Origin of the sequence: Actinomycetospora sp. NBRC 106375 (assembly GCF_030269665.1) — a bacterium.
Taxonomy (GTDB): domain Bacteria; phylum Actinomycetota; class Actinomycetes; order Mycobacteriales; family Pseudonocardiaceae; genus Actinomycetospora.
Genome location: NZ_BSTS01000022.1, coordinates 46,367 through 64,489, shown reverse-complemented (window position 1 = coordinate 64,489; position 18,123 = coordinate 46,367). Strand labels below are relative to the sequence as shown.

At 76.8% G+C, this 18,123-nt stretch carries 16 protein-coding genes; 11 read left to right on the top strand and 5 right to left on the bottom strand.

The window, feature by feature from the left end:
• The first annotated feature begins 27 nt into the window (after positions 1 to 27).
• Positions 28 to 762, top strand: coding sequence for an SDR family oxidoreductase (locus tag QSK03_RS27780; RefSeq protein ID WP_285658825.1), 735 nt, complete (start codon positions 28 to 30; stop codon positions 760 to 762).
• Positions 759 to 1,199 carry a hypothetical protein gene (locus tag QSK03_RS27775; protein WP_285658824.1) on the top strand — a complete coding sequence of 147 codons (441 nt, stop codon included), beginning with the start codon at positions 759 to 761 and terminating at the stop codon, positions 1,197 to 1,199. Before QSK03_RS27780 ends, QSK03_RS27775 begins: the two co-directional genes overlap by 4 nt.
• Here the strand turns inward: QSK03_RS27775 and QSK03_RS27770 are convergent.
• Positions 1,180 to 1,731, bottom strand: coding sequence for a TetR/AcrR family transcriptional regulator (locus QSK03_RS27770; protein ID WP_285658823.1), 552 nt, complete (start codon positions 1,729 to 1,731; stop codon positions 1,180 to 1,182). The two genes, QSK03_RS27775 and QSK03_RS27770, sit on opposite strands and share 20 nt — an antisense overlap.
• A gap of 88 nt (positions 1,732 to 1,819) precedes the next feature.
• Here QSK03_RS27770 and QSK03_RS27765 point away from each other — a divergent pair, with 88 nt between their 5' ends.
• The 3 genes from QSK03_RS27765 (at position 1,820) to QSK03_RS27755 (ending at position 4,339) form a co-directional block, all read left to right on the top strand.
• Positions 1,820 to 2,974, top strand: coding sequence for an FAD-dependent monooxygenase (locus QSK03_RS27765; protein ID WP_285658822.1), 1,155 nt, complete (start codon positions 1,820 to 1,822; stop codon positions 2,972 to 2,974).
• A 5-nt stretch (positions 2,975 to 2,979) separates the two neighbouring features.
• Positions 2,980 to 4,071, top strand: a complete 1,092-nt coding sequence (tsaD, locus tag QSK03_RS27760) for a tRNA (adenosine(37)-N6)-threonylcarbamoyltransferase complex transferase subunit TsaD (RefSeq protein WP_285658821.1) — start codon at positions 2,980 to 2,982, stop codon at positions 4,069 to 4,071.
• 61 nt (positions 4,072 to 4,132) lie between these two features.
• Positions 4,133 to 4,339, top strand: coding sequence for a DUF2795 domain-containing protein (locus QSK03_RS27755; protein ID WP_285658820.1), 207 nt, complete (start codon positions 4,133 to 4,135; stop codon positions 4,337 to 4,339).
• 5 nt (positions 4,340 to 4,344) lie between these two features.
• Here QSK03_RS27755 and QSK03_RS27750 read toward each other — a convergent pair whose 3' ends face one another.
• Together QSK03_RS27750 and QSK03_RS27745 are read right to left on the bottom strand one after the other, a co-directional pair.
• A complete protein-coding gene (locus QSK03_RS27750) occupies positions 4,345 to 5,349 on the bottom strand; it encodes a PP2C family protein-serine/threonine phosphatase (protein ID WP_285658819.1) in 1,005 nt (334 codons plus the stop codon).
• 214 nt (positions 5,350 to 5,563) lie between these two features.
• Positions 5,564 to 6,088 (bottom strand): type II toxin-antitoxin system PemK/MazF family toxin, encoded by a 525-nt coding sequence (locus tag QSK03_RS27745; protein ID WP_285658818.1) that lies wholly within the window; start codon positions 6,086 to 6,088, stop codon positions 5,564 to 5,566.
• Between the two features lie 52 nt (positions 6,089 to 6,140).
• Here QSK03_RS27745 and QSK03_RS27740 point away from each other — a divergent pair, with 52 nt between their 5' ends.
• Positions 6,141 to 7,763: a cation:proton antiporter gene (locus tag QSK03_RS27740; protein ID WP_285658817.1), complete on the top strand. Its 1,623-nt coding sequence runs from the start codon at positions 6,141 to 6,143 to the stop codon at positions 7,761 to 7,763.
• Positions 7,764 to 7,785: 22 nt separating this feature from the next.
• Here the strand turns inward: QSK03_RS27740 and QSK03_RS27735 are convergent, their stop codons facing one another.
• A complete protein-coding gene (locus QSK03_RS27735) occupies positions 7,786 to 9,555 on the bottom strand; it encodes a serine/threonine-protein kinase (RefSeq protein WP_285658816.1) in 1,770 nt (589 codons plus the stop codon).
• Between the two features lie 278 nt (positions 9,556 to 9,833).
• Between QSK03_RS27735 and QSK03_RS27730 the strand changes: the two genes are divergently transcribed.
• The 5 genes from QSK03_RS27730 (at position 9,834) to QSK03_RS27710 (ending at position 17,752) form a co-directional block, all read left to right on the top strand.
• Positions 9,834 to 10,304: a helix-turn-helix domain-containing protein gene (locus tag QSK03_RS27730; RefSeq protein WP_285658815.1), complete on the top strand. Its 471-nt coding sequence runs from the start codon at positions 9,834 to 9,836 to the stop codon at positions 10,302 to 10,304.
• A gap of 3 nt (positions 10,305 to 10,307) precedes the next feature.
• Positions 10,308 to 10,505, top strand: coding sequence for a hypothetical protein (locus tag QSK03_RS27725; protein WP_285658814.1), 198 nt, complete (start codon positions 10,308 to 10,310; stop codon positions 10,503 to 10,505).
• Positions 10,506 to 10,642: 137 nt separating this feature from the next.
• Positions 10,643 to 11,926: an FAD-dependent monooxygenase gene (locus QSK03_RS27720; protein ID WP_285658813.1), complete on the top strand. Its 1,284-nt coding sequence runs from the start codon at positions 10,643 to 10,645 to the stop codon at positions 11,924 to 11,926.
• 182 nt (positions 11,927 to 12,108) lie between these two features.
• Positions 12,109 to 16,737, top strand: a complete 4,629-nt coding sequence (locus QSK03_RS27715; RefSeq protein ID WP_285658812.1) for a cation-translocating P-type ATPase — start codon at positions 12,109 to 12,111, stop codon at positions 16,735 to 16,737.
• An 88-nt stretch (positions 16,738 to 16,825) separates the two neighbouring features.
• The gene (locus QSK03_RS27710) at positions 16,826 to 17,752 is read left to right on the top strand and encodes a DUF2188 domain-containing protein (protein ID WP_285658811.1); all 927 of its coding nucleotides are present in this window, start codon (positions 16,826 to 16,828) and stop codon (positions 17,750 to 17,752) included.
• Between the two features lie 76 nt (positions 17,753 to 17,828).
• Here QSK03_RS27710 and QSK03_RS27705 read toward each other — a convergent pair whose 3' ends face one another.
• Positions 17,829 to 18,086, bottom strand: coding sequence for a WhiB family transcriptional regulator (locus QSK03_RS27705; protein ID WP_285658810.1), 258 nt, complete (start codon positions 18,084 to 18,086; stop codon positions 17,829 to 17,831).
• Positions 18,087 to 18,123 lie beyond the last annotated feature (37 nt).

Sequence of the window (18,123 nt, the reverse complement as noted above, 5' to 3'; positions counted from 1 at the left end):
GGAGCCACGACCGCGAGGGAGGTCCACATGACCGTGCTGGTGACCGGGAGGACCGGGACGTTGGGACGCGCGCTCGTCCCGTTGCTCGACGATCCGCGCGTCCTCAGCCGCCGGGCCGGGCCGGGCCGTGTCGTCGGCGACCTGCGCACGGGAGCGGGCCTGGACGACGCCGTCGCCGGCGCGTCGGTGATCGTGCACTGCGCGACCGCCCCGCGCGGCGACTCCGCGGCGACGGGCCGGCTCGTGGAGGCCGCCCGCCGCGCGGGCACCCCGCACCTCGTCTACATCTCGATCGTCGGGATCGACCGCATCCCGCTGCCGTACTACCGCGAGAAGGTCAACGCGGAGCGTCTCGTCAGCGGGTCGGGGCTGCCGTGGACGATCCTGCGGGCGACCCAGTTCCACGACCTGCTCGCCACGCTGTTCGCCACCACCGCGCGGGCCGGGGTCCTGCCCGTGCTCGCCGGGACGGCCTTCCAGCCGATCGCCGTCGACGACGTCGCCGCGCGCCTCGCCGCGCTCGCCGCCGGTCCACCGCAGGGCTGGACGCCGCCGATGGGAGGCCCTGAGGTCCGGCCGATGGGCGACCTCGCCCGGACCTGGGCAGGGACGACGGGACGGCGCCGCCCGGTGGTGCCGCTGCGCCTGCCCGGCGCGATCGCCCGCGGCTACCGCTCGGGCGCCCACGTGGCCCCCGGGCACGCCGACGGCGTCGTCACCTTCGAGCAGTTCCTCGCGTCCCGGGCGGCGGTGCGGTCGTGATCGCGCGGACGCTCCTGACCCTGCTGGCGGTGACCCAGGCCATGCCGGGCCTGTGGGCGCTGCTCGCCCGCGTCGCGTTCTTCGACCACTTCCCGCTCGGCGGCGTCGGGTGGGTCGCGCTGCTGCCGCCGTACAACGAGCACCTCGTGCGCGACGCCGGCGCCGGCATGCTCGCCCTGGCCGTCGCCCTCGCGCTCGCGGCCTGGTGGCTCGACCGGCGCGTCGTCATCGTCGCCGTCATCGCGTTCCTGGTGTTCGTGGTGCCGCACACGGTGTTCCACTCGCTGCACCTGGCGCACTTCCCGCTCGCCGACGCCGTTGCCCAGCAGGTCGGGCTCATCCTCGAGATCGTTCTCGGCGTCGCCGTGCTGGTGCTCGTGGCGCGGGATCGTGGCACGGCACGGACGAGGGACGCCCTCAGTCCCCGGTCGCCGTGAACCCCCGCACGAGGTCCGTGACCGACGCGCGCAGACCGTCGGCGTCCCGGGCCGGACGGCCGGCGCCCGCGAGCTGGTCGAACGCGAGACCGTCGAGGCAGGCGACGAGGTCGTCGGCCCGGCGCCGGGGCGCGTCGACGCCCAGGTCCGCGAGGGTGGCCGCGACGCGCTCGCGGACGCCGGCCCCGGCATCGCGCAGCGCGGTCCCGAGCTCGGGGCGGCGGGTCGACTCCAGCGCGAGCTCCCACCGGGCGAGCAGCCGCTCGTGGTCGTGGGTGAGCCAGTGCCCCAGGACGGCCACGCACGCCGTGACGAGGCCGTCCACCGAGGCCGGACCGGCGGCGCCCGTCGTCATCTCCGCCAGCGTGCGGGCCGCCAGCCGCTCCACGCAGGCCTGCAGCAGGGCCGAGCGGGTGCGGAAGTAGTAGGAGCTCGTGCCCTCGGCGAGGCCGGCGGCCGCGTCGACCGCGCGGTGGGTCAGCCCGCGGCTGCCCGACCTCGCGAGCACGGTGATCGCCGCGTCGGCCAGCACGTCCCGACGGTCCAACCCGCGCCCCTTCCTCCCGGTGCCTCTACAGCCGTAGAGTAGCTCCCACTACAGATGTAGAGGAGCGTGGGTCATGGCACGGGCGGTCGTCGTGGGCGCGGGGCTGGGCGGGCTGGCGAGCGCGATCGCGCTGCGGCGGCGCGGTTGGGAGGTCGCGGTCCTGGAACGCCGGGCGCACGCCGACGAGGTCGGCGCGGGGATCGCGGTCTGGCCGAACGCCCTGCGCGCCCTCGACGCGCTGGGCCCCGGTGCCCGCGCGCGGGAGCTCGGCACGGTCGAGATCGGCGGCGGCATCCGCACGCGGTCGGGGCGGTGGCTCGCGCGGGTCGACGCGTCGGACCTGCGGCGACGCCAGCACGACGAGGTCGTCGTCCTCGCCCGCCCCGACCTGCACGCCCTCCTGCGTGCCGCGGCGCCGGCGGTGCGCGAAGGCGTGGCCGTGGCGCGGGTCGACCCCGGTGACACCGGACGCCCCGCGGTCGTGCACGACGACGCGGGCGGGCGGCACGAGGCGGAGCTGGTGGTCGCGGCCGACGGGCTGCACAGCACCGTGCGGGCGGCGTTCTGGCCCGCCGCGACGGTCCGCGACACCGGCCGGACGGCGTTCCGCCTGGTCGCGATCCACCGGCTCGACGCCGGCGGCGAGAGCTGGGGCGGCGGCGACCTCGTCGGGCTGGGCCCGCTGCCCGGCGGCCGGACCTACCTCTACGCCGTGGTCCCGACCGCCGACGTCCCGGCGGGCGCCGATCCCCTCCCGTGGCTGCGGGCGCGGCTCGCCGGCTGGCACACCCCGATCCCCGCGGTCCTCGACGCCGCCGAGGGCCCGGTGCTCGCGCACACCCTCGCCGACCTCCGCCCGCCGTCCTCCTGGCACCACGGCCGGGTCGCCCTGCTCGGCGACGCCGCCCACGCCATGACCCCGAACCTCGGCCAGGGCGCGGCGCAGGCGTTCCTCGACGCGGTCGCGCTCGCCGAGGAGGCCACCGCGGATCCGGCCTCGCTGGCCGGCTACGACCGCCGGCGCCGTCGGGCGGCCGAGGCCGTCGCCCAGCGTTCCCGGCGGGCCGGCGAGGTCGCCTCGTGGCGCGCGCCGCTCGCGGTCGCCGTCCGCGACGCCCTCGTCGCCGCCCTGCCCGCGCGGGCCTCGGCCGCAGCTCTCGACCGCCTGCTCGGGACCCCCGGCGACGCTCCCGGCGACCGGGCCCCCGCGGGCCGCACGGCAGAATGACTCCGGTGAGCACGCCCCTGGTCCTCGGCATCGAGACGTCCTGCGACGAGACCGGCGTCGGCCTCGTCTCCGGCGGGGTGCTCCTGGGCGACGCGCTGGCGTCGAGCATGGACGAGCACGCGCGCTTCGGCGGCGTCGTGCCGGAGGTCGCCGCGCGGGCGCACCTCGAGGCGATGGCGCCGATGGTCCGCACCGCCCTGCAGCGCGCGGAGGTCGACCTCGCGGACGTCACGGCCGTCGCCGTCACCGCCGGGCCGGGGCTGAGCCCGGCCCTGCAGGTCGGGCTCGCGGCGGGGAAGGCGTACGCGCTGGCCGCCGGGGTGCCGCTCTACGCCGTGCACCACCTCGCCGGGCACGCCGCGGTCGACGTCCTCGACCACGGACCCCTCCCGCCGCGGTGCGTCGCGCTGATCGTCTCCGGAGGTCACACCTCGCTGCTGAGCGTCGGCGACCTCGCGCGCGACGAGGTCGTGCACCTCGGCGACACCGTCGACGACGCGGCGGGGGAGGCGTTCGACAAGGTCGCCCGCCTCATCGGCTTGCCCTACCCCGGCGGTCCCGCGATCGACCGGGCCGCGCGCGAAGGTGATGCGCACGCCATCGCCTTCCCGCGCCCGTTGACCGGGCCCGCCGACCCCCCGTGGACCTTCTCGTTCTCCGGGCTGAAGACGGCGGTCGCCCGCTGGGTCGAGCGTCACGACGGCCCCCTGCCCGTGCCGGACATCGCGGCCTCGTTCCAGGAGGCCGTCGCGGACACGCTCGCGCGCAAGGCCGTCGCCGCGTGCGCCGACCAGGGCGCGGACACGCTCCTGATGGTCGGCGGGGTCGCGGCGAACTCGCGGGTGCGGGGGCTGGTGGAGGAGCGGTGCACGGCCGCCGGCCTGACGCTGCGGGTCCCGCCGACCCGCCTGTGCACCGACAACGGGGCGATGATCGCGGCGCTCGGCGACCTGCTCGTGCGGGCGGACGTCGAGCCCGACCCCCTCGACGTCGCCGCCGATCCCCGCGCGCGGCTGACCGGCGCCCTGCTCCACGGGGCCAGGACACGGAGCGGAGCGGAGCTGGACCGTACGGACGGCTCGTTACCCGTGGCGTGAAACGGAACCTGTCGGACCTCTCACGTTGTCGCCCGAACGGACGCTCGGTATCGGTGGAGGGGTGCCCGGTTTCCGCGCCGTCCTCGACGGCGAGCAGTTCCCGCTGCGGCGGTGGCAGATCCTCGCCGTCGCCGACGACTACGGCCTGGACACGCGCACCCGCGCGAAGCTCGAGCAGATCCCCGACCGGCGCTACGTCGACGCCGGTGACGTCATGATCGCGCTGGCCATGACGCCGGCCCACCTGGCGGCCCGCACGCCGCTGTGAGGTCCTCAGCCCCGGGCGGCGACGGCGAGCACGATCGCGGTGGCGTTGTCGTGCCCGCCCTCGTGCAGGGCGGCGTCGACCAGGGCGAGCGCGCCGGCGTGCACGTCGACCGGTGACTCCTCGGCGCCCTCGTCGGCGGTGAGCAGCGCGGCGAGCACCGCCGGGTCGGGCAGGTGGTTCCACACGCCGTCGCTGCACAGCAGCAGGACCCCGGTGTCGTCGAGCGGCCAGCCGCGGTGCCGGGCGACGACGTCCGGCGCGTCGGCGGCGAGCCACCGGGTGATCACGTGGGCGCGGGGGTCGGAGAGCGCGTCCTCGGCCTCGACGATGCCCGCGGCGACCATCTCCGCGGCCCACGAGTCGTCCTCGGTGAGCACGCCGGACTCGTCGGGGCGGGCCGGGCTGAGCCAGTAGGCGCGGCTGTCGCCTGCCCAGCTGATCACCGCGCGCTCGGTGTCGAGCACGGCGGCGACGTAGGTGCACGCCGGGGACGACCCGGCCGCGGGGGCGAGGGCTGCGACCGCGCGCCGGGCGGCGTCGGCGGCGGTGGCCGCGGCCTCCTCGAGGTCCTGCCCGCCGGACAGCGCCTCGTGCCCGGCGGCGACGGCGACGTCGCAGGCGGTGCGCGACGCGGTCGCGCCGCCCGGGACGGACGCGACCCCGTCGCACACGACGGCGACGACCACCGGCGTGCCCTCGGCGGTGACGGCGCGCGTCAGGGCGAACGCGTCCTCGTTGCGCCGGCGGCGGTGCCCGCGGTCGGTGACGCCGGCGCCGTGCACGACGAGGTCGCCGGAGGGGTCCTCGGGCAGCTCGAGCGTCTCCTCCGCGTGCTCGACGCCGGCGGCCAGGTGCCCGCAGTCGCCGCAGCGGCCATCCTCGCCCACCGCGCCGGAGCCGCAGGCGCTGCACGTGGCGCCGTCGGACGACCCGCCGGACACGGACGACCCGCCGGACACGGACGACGAGGCGGACGGGGCGGGCGACGCGGAGGCGGGCTCGATCGGCACGGGCACTCCCTACACCCTCACGCCCGGCCGGGCAGGACCGACGCGGCCGGACGGGACGGACGTGTCGTCCGACGGGCCGCCCGGGCGGTGGAGCGCACGCCGGGAGGTGATCACCAGCTGCCCCCTCCGCGCGGCGGCCCGGATCGCCGGGCGTCCCCCGCGAGAGTAACCGCTCACCCGGACGAGCGGGCCTCCCACCAGGTACGGAGCGCCATCAGCTCCAGCCGTAGCCCCGGCGCAGTTCGTCGGCGACCCCGTCGAAGCGGTCGGCGGGCATGACCGCGCCCTCGCGCCGGATGCCGTGCTCGGGGATGTCCAGGACGCGGTCGAGACGCACGAAGGACTCGCGACCCTCCCGGTCCCAGGGCCCGGACCCGACGGAGAGCCAGTGGGCATCGTCGCGGCGGTGGCCCTGGCTGGAGAGCATCAGCCCGAGCAGGTCGCCGTGCTCGGCGCGCGCGACGACGAGCACGGGACGGTCCTTGCCCTGGGACGCGTCCTCCTCGAACGGCACCCACGTCCACACGACCTCGCCCGGATCGGCCGCGCCGTCGAGGTCGGGCGCGTAGGAGATCTGCCGCGCCCGCTCGCCGGCCGGTGCGGTGCGCACCCCGCTCGGTCCCGGCCGCGGCGCCTGCCGCCCGGGCCGGTCCGGCGACCGTTGCCCGTCCACCTGCTTGTTGAGCAGGTCGAGGCCTGCCTGCAGCGCCCGTCCCACCACGTCCCGGAATCCCGCCACGCGGGCAGCATGCCACCAGCCCGGGCGCGGTGTTCTGGCAAGGTCATCCGCCATGACCGTCCTGGCGCTGATGGTCGCCGCGCTGCTCGTCGGGGTGCTCCTGGTCGGGGTCGGGGACCGGCTGCGGCTGCCGTGGCCGGTGCTGCTGGTGCTCGTCGGCGCGGCCGGCGCCTTCGTGCCCGGCATCGACGCGCCCGACCTCGAGCCCGAGCTGATCCTGCCGCTGTTCCTGCCGCCGCTGCTGTTCGCGACGGCCCAGCGCGCGTCGTGGTCGGTGTTCCGGGCCCGCTGGCGCTCGGTGCTGTTCCTCGCGGTGCTGCTGGTCGCGGCGACGATCGCCGTGGTCGGCGCGACGGTGATGTGGCTGGTGCCCGGGATCGCGCTCGGCGCCGCGCTCGCCGTCGGTGCCGCGGTGGCGCCGCCCGACCCGGTGGCCGTCGAGGCGGTGGCGGGGCCGCTGCGGATGCCGCGCCGGCTCGTGGCCGTGCTGCAGAGCGAGGGCCTGTTCAACGACGCGCTCGCGCTGGTCGTGTTCCAGGCGGCGATCGCGGCGACCGTGTCCGGGGAGCAGCCCGGGATCGGCACGGCGCTCGGCCTCGTCTGGGCGGCCGTCGGCGCGGTCGCCGTCGGGCTGGCCGCGACGTGGCTCGCCGAGCGTCTCGCCGACCGGCTCACCGACGCCGTCTCACCCAGCGCGCTGACCCTCGTGCTCCCGTTCGCGGTGTACCTCGCGGCCGACGCGGTCGAGGCCTCCGGCGTCATCGCGGTCGTCGTCGCGGCGCTGCAGACCCGCCAGCACGCCGACGCCGACGACGTCCTGCCGCGGCTGACCGGCGGGGCGTTCTGGAACGTCGTCGAGATGCTCGTGACCGCGGCGGCGTTCGCGCTCATCGGCCTCGAGCTGCGAGCGGTGGTGGCCGACGCCGGGGACGCGCTCGGCCGGATGGTGGCCGACGCCGCGGTCGTCGCCGTGGTCGTCGTCGGCGTGCGGGCGGTCTGGATGCTGGGCGCGCTGATCTCCGTGCGCCGTCGGGGCGCGGACCCCACCGCCGCGCCGCGGACCGGGCGCGAGGCCGTGGTGCTCACGTGGTCGGGGATGCGGGGCCTCGCCACGCTCGCGCTGGCGCTCGCCCTGCCGCGTGTCACCGCCGAGGGCGCGCCGTTCCCGTTCCGGACCGAGCTGGTGATCATCGCGGCCGGCGTGCTCGTCGCGACCCTCGTGATCCCCGGTCTCACCCTGTCGCTGCTGCTCCGGGCGCTCGGGGTGCGCGAGAGCGAGGAGGTCGGGCGGGCGGCCGAGCAGCGGCTCGCGTCCCGGGCACGGCGCGCGGCGTTGACCGAGCTCGCGTCGCTCGACCGCGAGGCGGTGGGTGTCGACGACACCGTGGGGGAGGAGGTGCTGGGCGAGCTGCGGGCGCGCTTCGCCCGCCTCGGCACCGGTGAGGGCGGCGCCGGGGACGCACCCGGCGAGGACTCCGCCGACCGTCCCGACTACGAGCAGCGACTCGAGACCCTGCGCCGGCGCCGCGAGCAGTGGACGCGACTGCAGACGCTCGCCCTCGCGGCCGCGCGGCGCGAGGTGCTGGCCGCACGGACCGAGCCCGGCATCGACCCCGAGGTCGCGGACCGGGTCCTGCAGCGCCTCGACGTCCGGTCGGTGGCGTCGTCGCGCTGACCGGCCGTGACGTCGGGCGAGCTCAGCGACCGTCGCCGAACAGACCGCCGAGGGCCTCGACCGCCGGGTCGAGCCCCGCGGCGTTCTTGGTCGTGGTCGTCCGCGACGTGGTGGTCGACGGGCGCGTGGTGCTGGCGTGCGACGTGGTGGTCGGGCGCGGCGTCGTCGTGTGCGGCGTCGTCGTGGAGTGCGTCGCCGTGCTCGTCTCGTCGTCGGCCGACGTCTCGGTCGGCAGGCTCGGCAGCGACACCGAGGGCAGGCCGGGCACCGACGGCACCGTGACGTGGGGCGGCGTGCTCGGGCGGCGCGTCGGCTCCTGTGTGGGCGTCGACGTCGGCTCGGTGGTCGTCGTCGTGCGCTCGGTCGAGCCGCCGTCGGTGGGCGGCGCCTCGCGCTGCGTGCTCGCCACGGCCCGGCGGTCGGAGCCGTCGGAGGTGTCGGAGGCGTCGGAGGTGTCGGAGGTGCCCGCCTCCCGCGTCGACACCGTGGCGTCGTCGGACGAGCTCTCCCGGTGCTCGGACCCGCCACCGGAGCCGCCGCCCAGCAGGGACCCGGCGCCCGGGTCGGCGACGACCTCCGCGGACGGCGGCGCCACCGTGGCCGCGGGCGGGGCGGCGGCGCCGACGCGGTCGACGGTCCAGGCGGAGGCGACGACGACGCCGCTCGCGAGGAGCACGGCGGCACCGACGGAGGCAGCGACGACCAGCCCGCCCGCTCCGGCGGCGGCGCGGCGCCCACGACCCGGCGTCTCGTCGGGGTCCGGGGTGTCGGCCGACGCGGCGGCGCCGGGCAGCCCGACGGGGGCGGCCCCGGCCGTGCCGGTCGCGGCGGCCGGCCCCCGGACCGCGGCGCCGGTGCCCGTGGAGCGCAGGGTCTCGGTGGTGGCGTCCGGGACGGCGGCGGTCGGCCCCGTCCCGGCGATCGGGGCGACGGCCCGCAGCGGCGTCAGGGTCTCGGCGGCGAGGGCGGCGCGTCGCAGGCCGACGCACACGCGGTCGGCGGCGGGCCGGGAGCGCGGCTCGTCGGCGGTCATGGCCTCGAGCAGGGCCTCGACCTCGATGTCGATGCCCGCGGGCATCTCCGGGCGCCGTTCCAGGCGCGCCCGGGCGGCGGCGAGCGGCTTGCCGTCGTAGGCGGGCCGTCCGGTGAGCGCCTCGATCATCACGAGGCCGAGCGCGTAGACGTCCGCGGGCGGCCCGACCGTCCCGCCGGCCACCTGCTCGGGCGCGAGGTAGGGCGCCGAGCCGACGACGATGCCGGTGTCGGTGATCCGGGGGGCGTCGGCGACGAAGGCGACGCCGAAGTCGGCGAGGTGGGCGCGGCCGTCGGCGTCGAAGAGGACGTTGCGGGGCGTCACGTCGCGGTGCAGCACGCCCGCGCGGTGGACGTGGGCGAGGCCGTCGGCGACCGACGCGACCGCGAGCAGCGTCTCGGTGACGCCGAGGGGGCCGTCGGCCAGCCGGTCGACGAGGTTGCCGCCCTCGAGCAGCGCCATCACGACGAACGCACGCCCGTCGACCGAGCCGACGTCGTACACGGGCACGAGGCTCGGGTGGTCGAGCGAGGCCATGAGCGCGACCTCGCGCTCGATCCGCGGGTCGTTCTCGACCGGGAAGATCTTCACTGCGGCGTCGCGGTCGAGCAGGAGATCGTGGGCGCGGTACACCTCGGAGCAGGTGCCGCGGCCGATGAGCTCGCCGAGCGCGAACCGCTGACCCAGGCGCTCGGGCAGCGGGCCGGCCGGCGGTCCGTCCTGGGCTCCGGGCACGGGCGAGCCGGACTCGGTGGTCACGACGCCTCCCCCTTCCCGCGCTCCTCGATCGACATTCTTCCACTACCCGTACCCGGATCGGGCCACATCGACATACCGGTTTCCTGATTTCGTGTGACCGTCATGTGGTGTTCGGGCCGTTCGGCGTCCCCCGTCCCCTCGTCCGGGTGACGGCGCTCGCGTCGGGCCCCGACGGCGTTGACAGAAGTTGTAGTGCCGAGTAGAACTTCGGCACGTCCCTCCTGCTCACGGGCGGGTCGGACTGCGCAGAGCACGAACACAAGGACGCGACGGAAGCCGTGGGCGCCGAGAGCCTCGACGACGAGGACACCCCCGCCCTGACCACCGGTCAGGCGGCGGAGTTCCTCGGGGTTCGACCGGCGTTCCTCCGGAGTCTGGACGCGGGTCGGATGGTCCGCCCGGAACGCTCCGCCGGCGGGCATCGGCGCTGGACGCGCCGTCAACTGGCCCTCGCCGCCCGGATCCGCGAGCTGTTCGACGAGGGGCTCACCCTCACCGCGGCCGCGATGGTCGTGACTCTGCAGGACGAGGTGGCCCTGGTCACGCGCGAGCGGGATCAGGCCCACGACGAGCTCGACCGAGCCCGACGCGAACTGGCCCGGGTGCGCCATGAGCTCGCCGCGGCCCGGAACGGATCTACCGCCGGTTCCGGGTCATCCGCACGTGTCCACAGCGCGTGCGGGCCCGAAGTGCCCACGACCGCTCTTCGACCGTCCCTGCCGGCCCTACCACCTCAACGGACTTCCTGACTCATGAAGCTCATCGACCACCGTCGGTCCCACCGTCCTCTCCTCCGCGCCCCCCTGCCGCCGTCACTGGCCCGGGTCCCGCTCGTGGACCTGTGCGCCTGCAAGCACCCGCGCGAGTCGCACGAGCACTACTACCTCGGTGACCACTGCGCGCAGTGCCAGTGCGCCCACTTCAAGCGCGTCGAGCCCTCGGACATCTGAGCGCGCTCTCTCCCGGCCCCGTCATCGCCTCCGGTGGCGGGGCCGTTCGCTGTCCGGACCCGGAACGGTCGGGACCGAGAGCGGCACCACGTCGCCACGGGCGGCCGGACGGGCGCCGGACGCCTACTCTCGTGATCGTGGAGCGGACCGGGCGAAACGGACGGCGCGCTCTCGTCGTGGGGGCCGGGGTCGCCGGGCTCGCCGCGGCCACCTCGCTGGACCGTGCCGGCTGGGACGTCGTCGTCTGCGAGCGCGCCGACGCCCGGCGCACCGGGGGGTACTTCGTCCGCCTCGCGCCCGAGGGACTCGCCGCCGCCGGCCGGCTGGGTGTCGCCGAGGCGCTGCGCACCCGGTTGCCCGCCGACGGCGTGATCACCGGGGTGGACGCGCGGGGCCGGACGGTGTCCCGGGTCGAGGCCTCCCTCGCCGACGACCCGGCGGCGCTGGCGCTGGTGCGGGGCGACCTGGAGGCCGCGCTGTGGGCGGCGCGCCCCGAGCACGTCGCGGTCCGCTTCGCCACGGTCCCGCGGCGCATCGACATGGCGCGCAACGCCGCCGACGTCGTCCTCGACGGTCCCGACGGCGTCACCCGCGAGCGGTTCGACCTGGTCGTCGGGGCCGACGGGGTGCGGTCGGCGGTGCGCTCGATGGTCTTCGGGCCCGAGGAGCGCTTCCGCCGCGAGTTCGACCACGTGGTCGTCTCCGCGGTGCTGCCGCGGCTGCCGGGCGGACTGCGCGAGGGCGACTACGTCGTGCCCGCCGACGTCGGGCGCACCGCGCACCTCATGGCCGTCGAGGCCCACGCGCCGGTCGTGTTCTTCACGTTCCGGGCCGAGCTCGCCGGCGACATCGAGCGCGTCGCCACCGACCCGGTCGGGACGCTGCGCGCGGTCTACGGCGACTTCGCCGGGCTGATGCCCGAGATCCTCGACGGCGTCGAGGAGGCCGGTGCCACGCACGTCGACACCGTCGCCCAGATCCGCCTCGGTTCGTGGCGGCGCGGGCGGGTCGTGCTCGTCGGCGACGCCGCGTGGTGCCCGACGCTGTACTCCGGGCAGGGCTCGGCGCTGGCCCTGGTCGGCGGCGAGTCGCTGGGCACGCACCTCGCCGCGCACCCCGACGACCCGGAGGCGGGCCTCGCGGCGTGGGAGGGCGCCCACCGCCCGGCGGCGCTGGCGGCGAGCAGCGCCGCGCGCCGCTCGCGGCACTTCTTCCTGCCCGGCAACCGCGTCGTCGCCGCGCTCCGCGCCGGCGCGCTGCGGCTCGCGACCTGGTCGCCCGCCGGGAAACTGCTGCACGCGGTGGCCTCGCGCGCAGCGGGTCCCGGCGGCCCGGGAACCTCACCCGATCGACGTGACGTTCATCCGACAGCCACTTCCGGGTCGCGCTCGCCGCGTCACCCGGCACTGCACCGCCCGTAAGCTGTCGCTCGCCGGTGTCCGACGTTGGGCCGTTCGGGCGCCGTCGCGCCGGTGCGGCGGCACCGCTCGCGTCGAGACCACGGCGCGGACCACCGACCCGCGCACCCGTCGTCGAGAGGACGCCAGCCACCCCCATGGCTTCTCCACCCGCACCCCGTCCGCAGCGCGGTCTGCTCGCGCGCATGGTCGATCCGCTGGGCATCGCCTCCGGTGTGCTCGACCGTGTCGACCCGTTCCGGCACCGCGGCCGCCGGGTGTGGCGCGGTGCCGGGCGGGTGCAGATCGGCATCCCCGGGATCGTCGGCGAGGCGGGGGAGGAGCTCGCGCGCGCCGTGGAGAAGGCGCTCGCGGCGCACCCGGACGTCGCCTGGGCGGCCGTGAACGCGACCCTCGGCGCGGTCGTGGTCGGCATGGCCGACGGCGCCGACGACCTCGACGACCTCGACGACACCGGCGGACCGGGTGGTCGCTCCGGTCCGGCCGGACTGCCCGGCCAGGAGGTCGTCGACGACCTGGTCGACCTCGTCGAGATCCTCGAGGAGCGCGAGGGCGGGTACGCCGTCGAGCCCACCCCGCGCACGATCGGCGCCGCCCAGCAGGCGTTCACCGCGCTCGCGGCCGACCTCGCCGGTCTCGGGGTGGCCGCCGTCGGCACCGTCCTGCGCCGCACGCCGCTGCCCACCGAGCTCGCGTCCGCGGCGACCTTCGTCGACCACCAGCCCCGCCTGCGCGACGCCGTCGAGCGCGCGGTCGGGCAGGACCGCGCGAACGTCCTGCTCGCGCTCTCCAACGCCGCCGCCCAGGCGATCGGCCAGGGCAGCACCGGTCTGCTGGTCGACGCCGCCTACCGCGCGATGCAGGTCGCCGAGGCCCGCGCCCGCGCGGCGACGTGGACCGACGCCGAGCCGCGCCTGCTGGAGACCGCCGACCACGCCGTCGCCGTCGCCGACGACGCGCTGCACGAGCCCCGCCCGGTGCCGCTGCCCCTCGGTCCCGTCGAGCGCCACGGCGACGTCGTGGGCACGGGGGCGGCCGTCGGGTTCGCCGCCGTCGCGGCCGGCACCGGGAGCCTGCGCAAGGGTGCCGGCGTCGCGCTCTCGACGCTGCCGAAGGCCGGACGGATGGGGCGCGAGGGCTTCGCGACCACGTTCGGCCGGGTGCTCGCGCGCCGGGGCGCCGTCGTCGTCGAGCCCACCGCACTGCGCCGTCTCGACCGCGTCGACACCGTCCTGCTCGACGCCGAGGCGCTGACCACCGGCGTCCTCATGCTCGGCGACCTGCTCGCCCTGCCCGGTGCCGACGGCACCGCGGACCCGCTCGAGGATCTCGTGCCGCGGGTCCACGAGCTGTTCGACCCGACCGACGCGACCACGCACCAGCGCCTCGCCGGCGAAGGTGAGCACTGGCTGCTGGCCCCGCTCGACGACGTGCCCGGGGGCGACGACCCGCGGGCGCTCGAGGCCGCCGACGCGCTCGTCGCCGACGGCGCCACCCACGTCCTGGGCCTGCGCCGTGACGACCGGCTCGCCGCCGTCGTCGGCGTGCTGCCCGAGCCCGCGTCCGCCGCCGAGGCGCTGGCCGCGGCCGCCCGCCGCGCCGGCGTCACCCTGGTCGTCGGCGGGCAGGACGGGATCGCGTCGGGCATCGGCGACCGCGCGGTGGCCGGCGGGGAGGCGCTGCGCACGTCGGTGCGCGAGCTGCAGGAGGCCGGGGCGGGCGTGCTCGTCGTCTCCCGCGACCGCCGCGCCCTGGCCGCCGCCGACCTCGGCATCGGCGTGTCGCGGCCCGACGGCACCGCACCCTGGGGTGCGCACGTCCTCGTCGGCGACGACCTCGGCACGGCCGCGCTGCTCATCGAGGGCGTCAAGGTCGCCCGCGGGGTGTCCGGCCGGTCGGTGAACCTCGCCCGCGCCGGCACGGTCCTCGGCACGATCATGGCCACGGCTGGCACCGCGCCGCGCGGGTCGTCGCTGGCGGGCCTCGCGGTCAACGGCGCGGCGGCGGTCTCGCTCGGCAACGGCGCGTGGCAGGCCACCGAGCTGGGCCGGCGCGTCGTCGTCCCGGGCGTGAGCCGCACGCCGTGGCACGTCATGCCGGCGAGCACCGTGCTCGCGCGCCTCGACGTCACCGAGCGCGGGATGACCACCGCCGAGGCCCACCGCCGGCACCGGGACGACCCGGCCGCCGCGGAGACGGGGACGACGCTCGGCCGCGCGTTCCTCGACGAGCTCAACAACCCGCTGACGCCCGTCCTCGCGGGCGGCGCGGTGCTCTCGGCGGCCATCGGCGCGGTGGTCGACGCCGCGATCGTCGTCGGCGTCACCGCGTTCTCGGCGCTGATCGGCGGGGTCCAGCAGGTCGCCACCGAGCGCGCCGTCTCGGGGCTGCTCGAGCGCTCGGCGATCCGCACGCGGGTGCTGCGCGACGGCCACACCCGCGGCGTCGGCGCCGACGAGGTCGTCGTCGGCGACATCATCGAGCTCGGCCCCGACGACGTCGTGCCCGCCGACTGCCGCGTCCTGCGCTCCGACGCCCTCGAGGTCGACGAGTCGTCGCTGACCGGCGAGTCGCTGCCGGTGGTCAAGACCCCGTCCCCGGTGATCGCGCGGACCGTCGCGGACCGCCGCTCGATGCTCTACGAGGGCAGCACGGTCGCGACCGGCCGCGGGGCCGCGGTGGTCGTGGCCACCGGCTCGAGCACCGAGGTCGGCCGGTCGACGGCCGCCGCGAAGGCCGCCGCGCCCGTCGCCGGCGTCGACGAGCGCCTCGCCGGGCTCACGAAGATCACCACCCCGCTGGCGCTGGGGTCGGCGGCCGCCGTCGTGGCCGCCGGCGCGCTGCGGGGCCTGCCGTTCCAGCAGAACCTGCACTCGGGCGTCGGCCTGGCCGTCGCCAGCGTCCCCGAGGGCCTGCCCTTCGTCGTGTCGGCCGCCCAGCTCGCGTCGGCGCGACGCCTGTCGGCCGAGGGCGCGCTGGTTCGCAACCCGCGCACCATCGAGGCGATCGGGCGCACCGACGTCCTGTGCTTCGACAAGACCGGCACGCTCACCGAGGGCCGCCTCGCGCTGTCGGCGATCTCCGACGGCGTCAAGCTGCGGCCCACCGACCGTCTGCGCAAGCGCCAGCGCCGGGTCCTCGCCGCGGCCCTGCGCGCCACGCCGCGGCCCGCGCCGGGGGAGCGCCTCGCGCACCTCACCGACCGTGCGGTGGTCTACGGCGGCCAGCAGTTCGACGTCGACCCGGCCCAGAAGCGCCCGGGATGGTGGCCCGTGGCCTCGCTCGACTTCGACCCGTCCCGCGGGTACCACGCGACGCTGGGCGAGGTGGATCCGCCGGAGGACGCCACCGACGACGGTCCGTTCCGCCTGCTCTCGGTGAAGGGCGCGCCCGAGGTCGTCATCGCCCGCGCCACGAGCTGGGGCGGCGCCCCGCTCGACGATGACGCCCGGCAGCGCCTCGTCGAGCACACCGAGCTGCTCGCCGGCCAGGGCATGCGCGTGCTCGCGGTGGCCGAGAAGGTCCTCACCGCCGACGAGCACGCGGCCCGCGCGGCCGAGCGCGACACGGACGGCGGCGACGACAACGATCTCGACGACGCCGACGTCGCCGACCTCGAGTTCACCGGCTTCGTCGGGTTCACCGACCCGGTGCGCGCCGGTTCGCAGGCCACGGTCCGCGACCTGCGCGACGCGGGCGTCCAGGTCGTCATGATCACCGGCGATCACCCGAGCACCGCCGAGGCCGTCGCCGAGGAGCTCGACGTGCGGGGCGGCGGGATCGTCGTGACGGGCAGCGAGCTCGACGAGCTCGACGACGACGCGCTCGACGACGTGCTGCCGAAGGTCCGCGTCGTCGCCCGCGGCACGCCGGGGCACAAGGTGCGGATCGTCCAGGCGTTCCAGCGTCTCGGGCGGACCGTGGCGATGACGGGCGACGGCGCGAACGACGCCCCGGCGATCCGGCTGGCCGACGTCGGCATCGCGCTCGGCCGCCGCGGCACGCCCGCGGCCCGGGCCGCCGCCGACCTCGTCATCACCGACGACCGGCTCGAGACGATCCTCGCCGCGCTGGTCGAGGGCCGCGCGATGTGGGCCTCGGTGCGCGAGGCGCTGGGCGTGCTCGTCGGCGGGAACCTCGGCGAGATCGCGTTCACGGTGCTCGGCGCCACGACCACGGGCACCTCACCGCTCAACGCGCGCCAGCTCCTGCTGGTCAACCTGCTCACCGACCTGGTCCCCTCGCTGGCCCTCGCGGTGCGCGCGCCCCAGCCCGAGTCGGCGGCCGAGCTGCTGGCCGAGGGGCCGGAGGCGTCGCTCGGCGAGGCTCTCAACCGCGAGATCGGGCTGCGCGCCATGGCCACCGCCGGCGGCGCGAGCCTCGCGTGGTTCCAGGCCCAGGCCACGCCGTACGGCAGCCCGGCGCGGTCCCGCACCGTGGCGCTCACGGCGCTCGTCGGCACCCAGCTGGGGCAGACCATCGTCGCCGGCGGCGCGCGCAGCCCGCTGGTCATCGGCGCCGGGATCGTGTCCGCCGGCGCGCTCGTGGCGGTCGTCCAGACCCCCGGGGTCAGCCAGTTCTTCGGCTGCGTGCCGCTCGGGCCGATCGCGTGGGCGCAGGCGGCGGGCTCGGCGACGGCCGCCACCGCCGCCTCCGTGGTGGGACCGGGGCTCGTGGAGCGCTACGGTCCGGTCCTCGTGCCCGAGGGCTCGCCGCAGGCGTCGTGGCTCGCGCGCCTCGAGGAGGTCCGGGACGAGGCCACCAAGCGCTACCTCGAGCTCCAGGACCGCGCGACGGCGGCGCTCAACGGCTGAGTTCGGTGCCGGTCACGCTGCGTTTGTGCAGGTCGGAGCCTGGGAATCAACCACGCGGATGATGTCGACAGTCAGGAGTTGAGACCGAATGGCCGACCGTTACGTCGTCCCCACCGAGGACGGCTGGCAGGTGCAGAAGAAGGGCGCGCAGCGCGCCAGCGCCAAGGCGGCCACGCAGGCCGAGGCCGTCGAGCGGGCGACCGAGATCGTGTCGAAGGACGGCGGCGGCAAGGTCGTCGTGCACGGCACCGACGGCAAGGTGCGTGACACGCACACCGTCGCCGGGGGCACGGAGAACACCGCCGGCGAGGCAGCGAAGGCGACGACGAAGGCGACGGCCGAGGGCGCCCGCGCCAAGGCGCAGTCCGCCTCGGACAAGGCCTCGAGCAGCGCCAAGAAGGTCGGCGCGGACGCGAAGGCGACCGCGCAGAAGGACGCCGACCGCGTGGAGGAGTCCGGCAAGAAGGCCGTGGCGCAGGCCCAGGCGGGCGCGACCGGTGTCGCCGACGAGGCCGCGAAGGCCGCGTCCGGCGACAAGTCGGTGTCCGCCGCCGCCAAGGACGCCGCGACCGTCGCGCAGGTCAGCGGCGACCAGGTCGCCACCACGACGTCGCGCGCGGGCGAGCGCGTCGCGAAGGACGCCACGCGGGTCGCCCAGCACGCCGGGTCCGAGGCCAAGGCCCGCGCCGACGAGGCCGGGGGAGCGGTCGTCGACGCCGGCGACCGCGCCGCGACCGTGTCCTCCGGGGTCGCCTCGGAGCTCGACGACGCGGGCACCACGACCGCTCGGAAGGTCAGCGCCGCCGCCGAGTCCACCGCGCAGCAGGTCGACCGCTCGGTGCGCCAGGCCGCCCAGGACGTGAAGGACAACGCCCCGGACTACAACCCGGTGCGCATCGCGGGCAACGCTGCGGCGATGACGGTGAAGACCGCGTTCAGCGTGGCCGGTGCCGTGATCTCCACGGGAGGGCAGGTGCTGCAGTTCGCCGCCCGCAAGGTCACCGGACGCGGCTGACACCCACCCCGCGGACGACGACGGGCCCGGCTCCCCCTCGGGGGAACCGGGCCCGTCGTTCGTCTCGGGTGTCCGCTCAGGCGGCGTGCCGGTCGGCGGTGTCGCCGATGCGCGCGGCGCGGCGCATGGCCCGCCGCTCGTCCTCGCTGGTGCCGCCCCAGACACCGGCCTCCTGGCCGGTGTCCATGGCCCACTGGAGGCAGCCCCGCTGGAGCGGGCAGCTGCCGCACACCGCCTTGGCGGCGTTCAGCTGGGCCGAGCCTGGACCGTGCTCGGTGAGGGGGAAGAAGAGTTCGGGGTCGTGGTCGCGGCAGGCCGCGAGCTCCCAATCCATGATCCTGCTCGTCCAATCTCGCTCGTCGGTGGTCTGC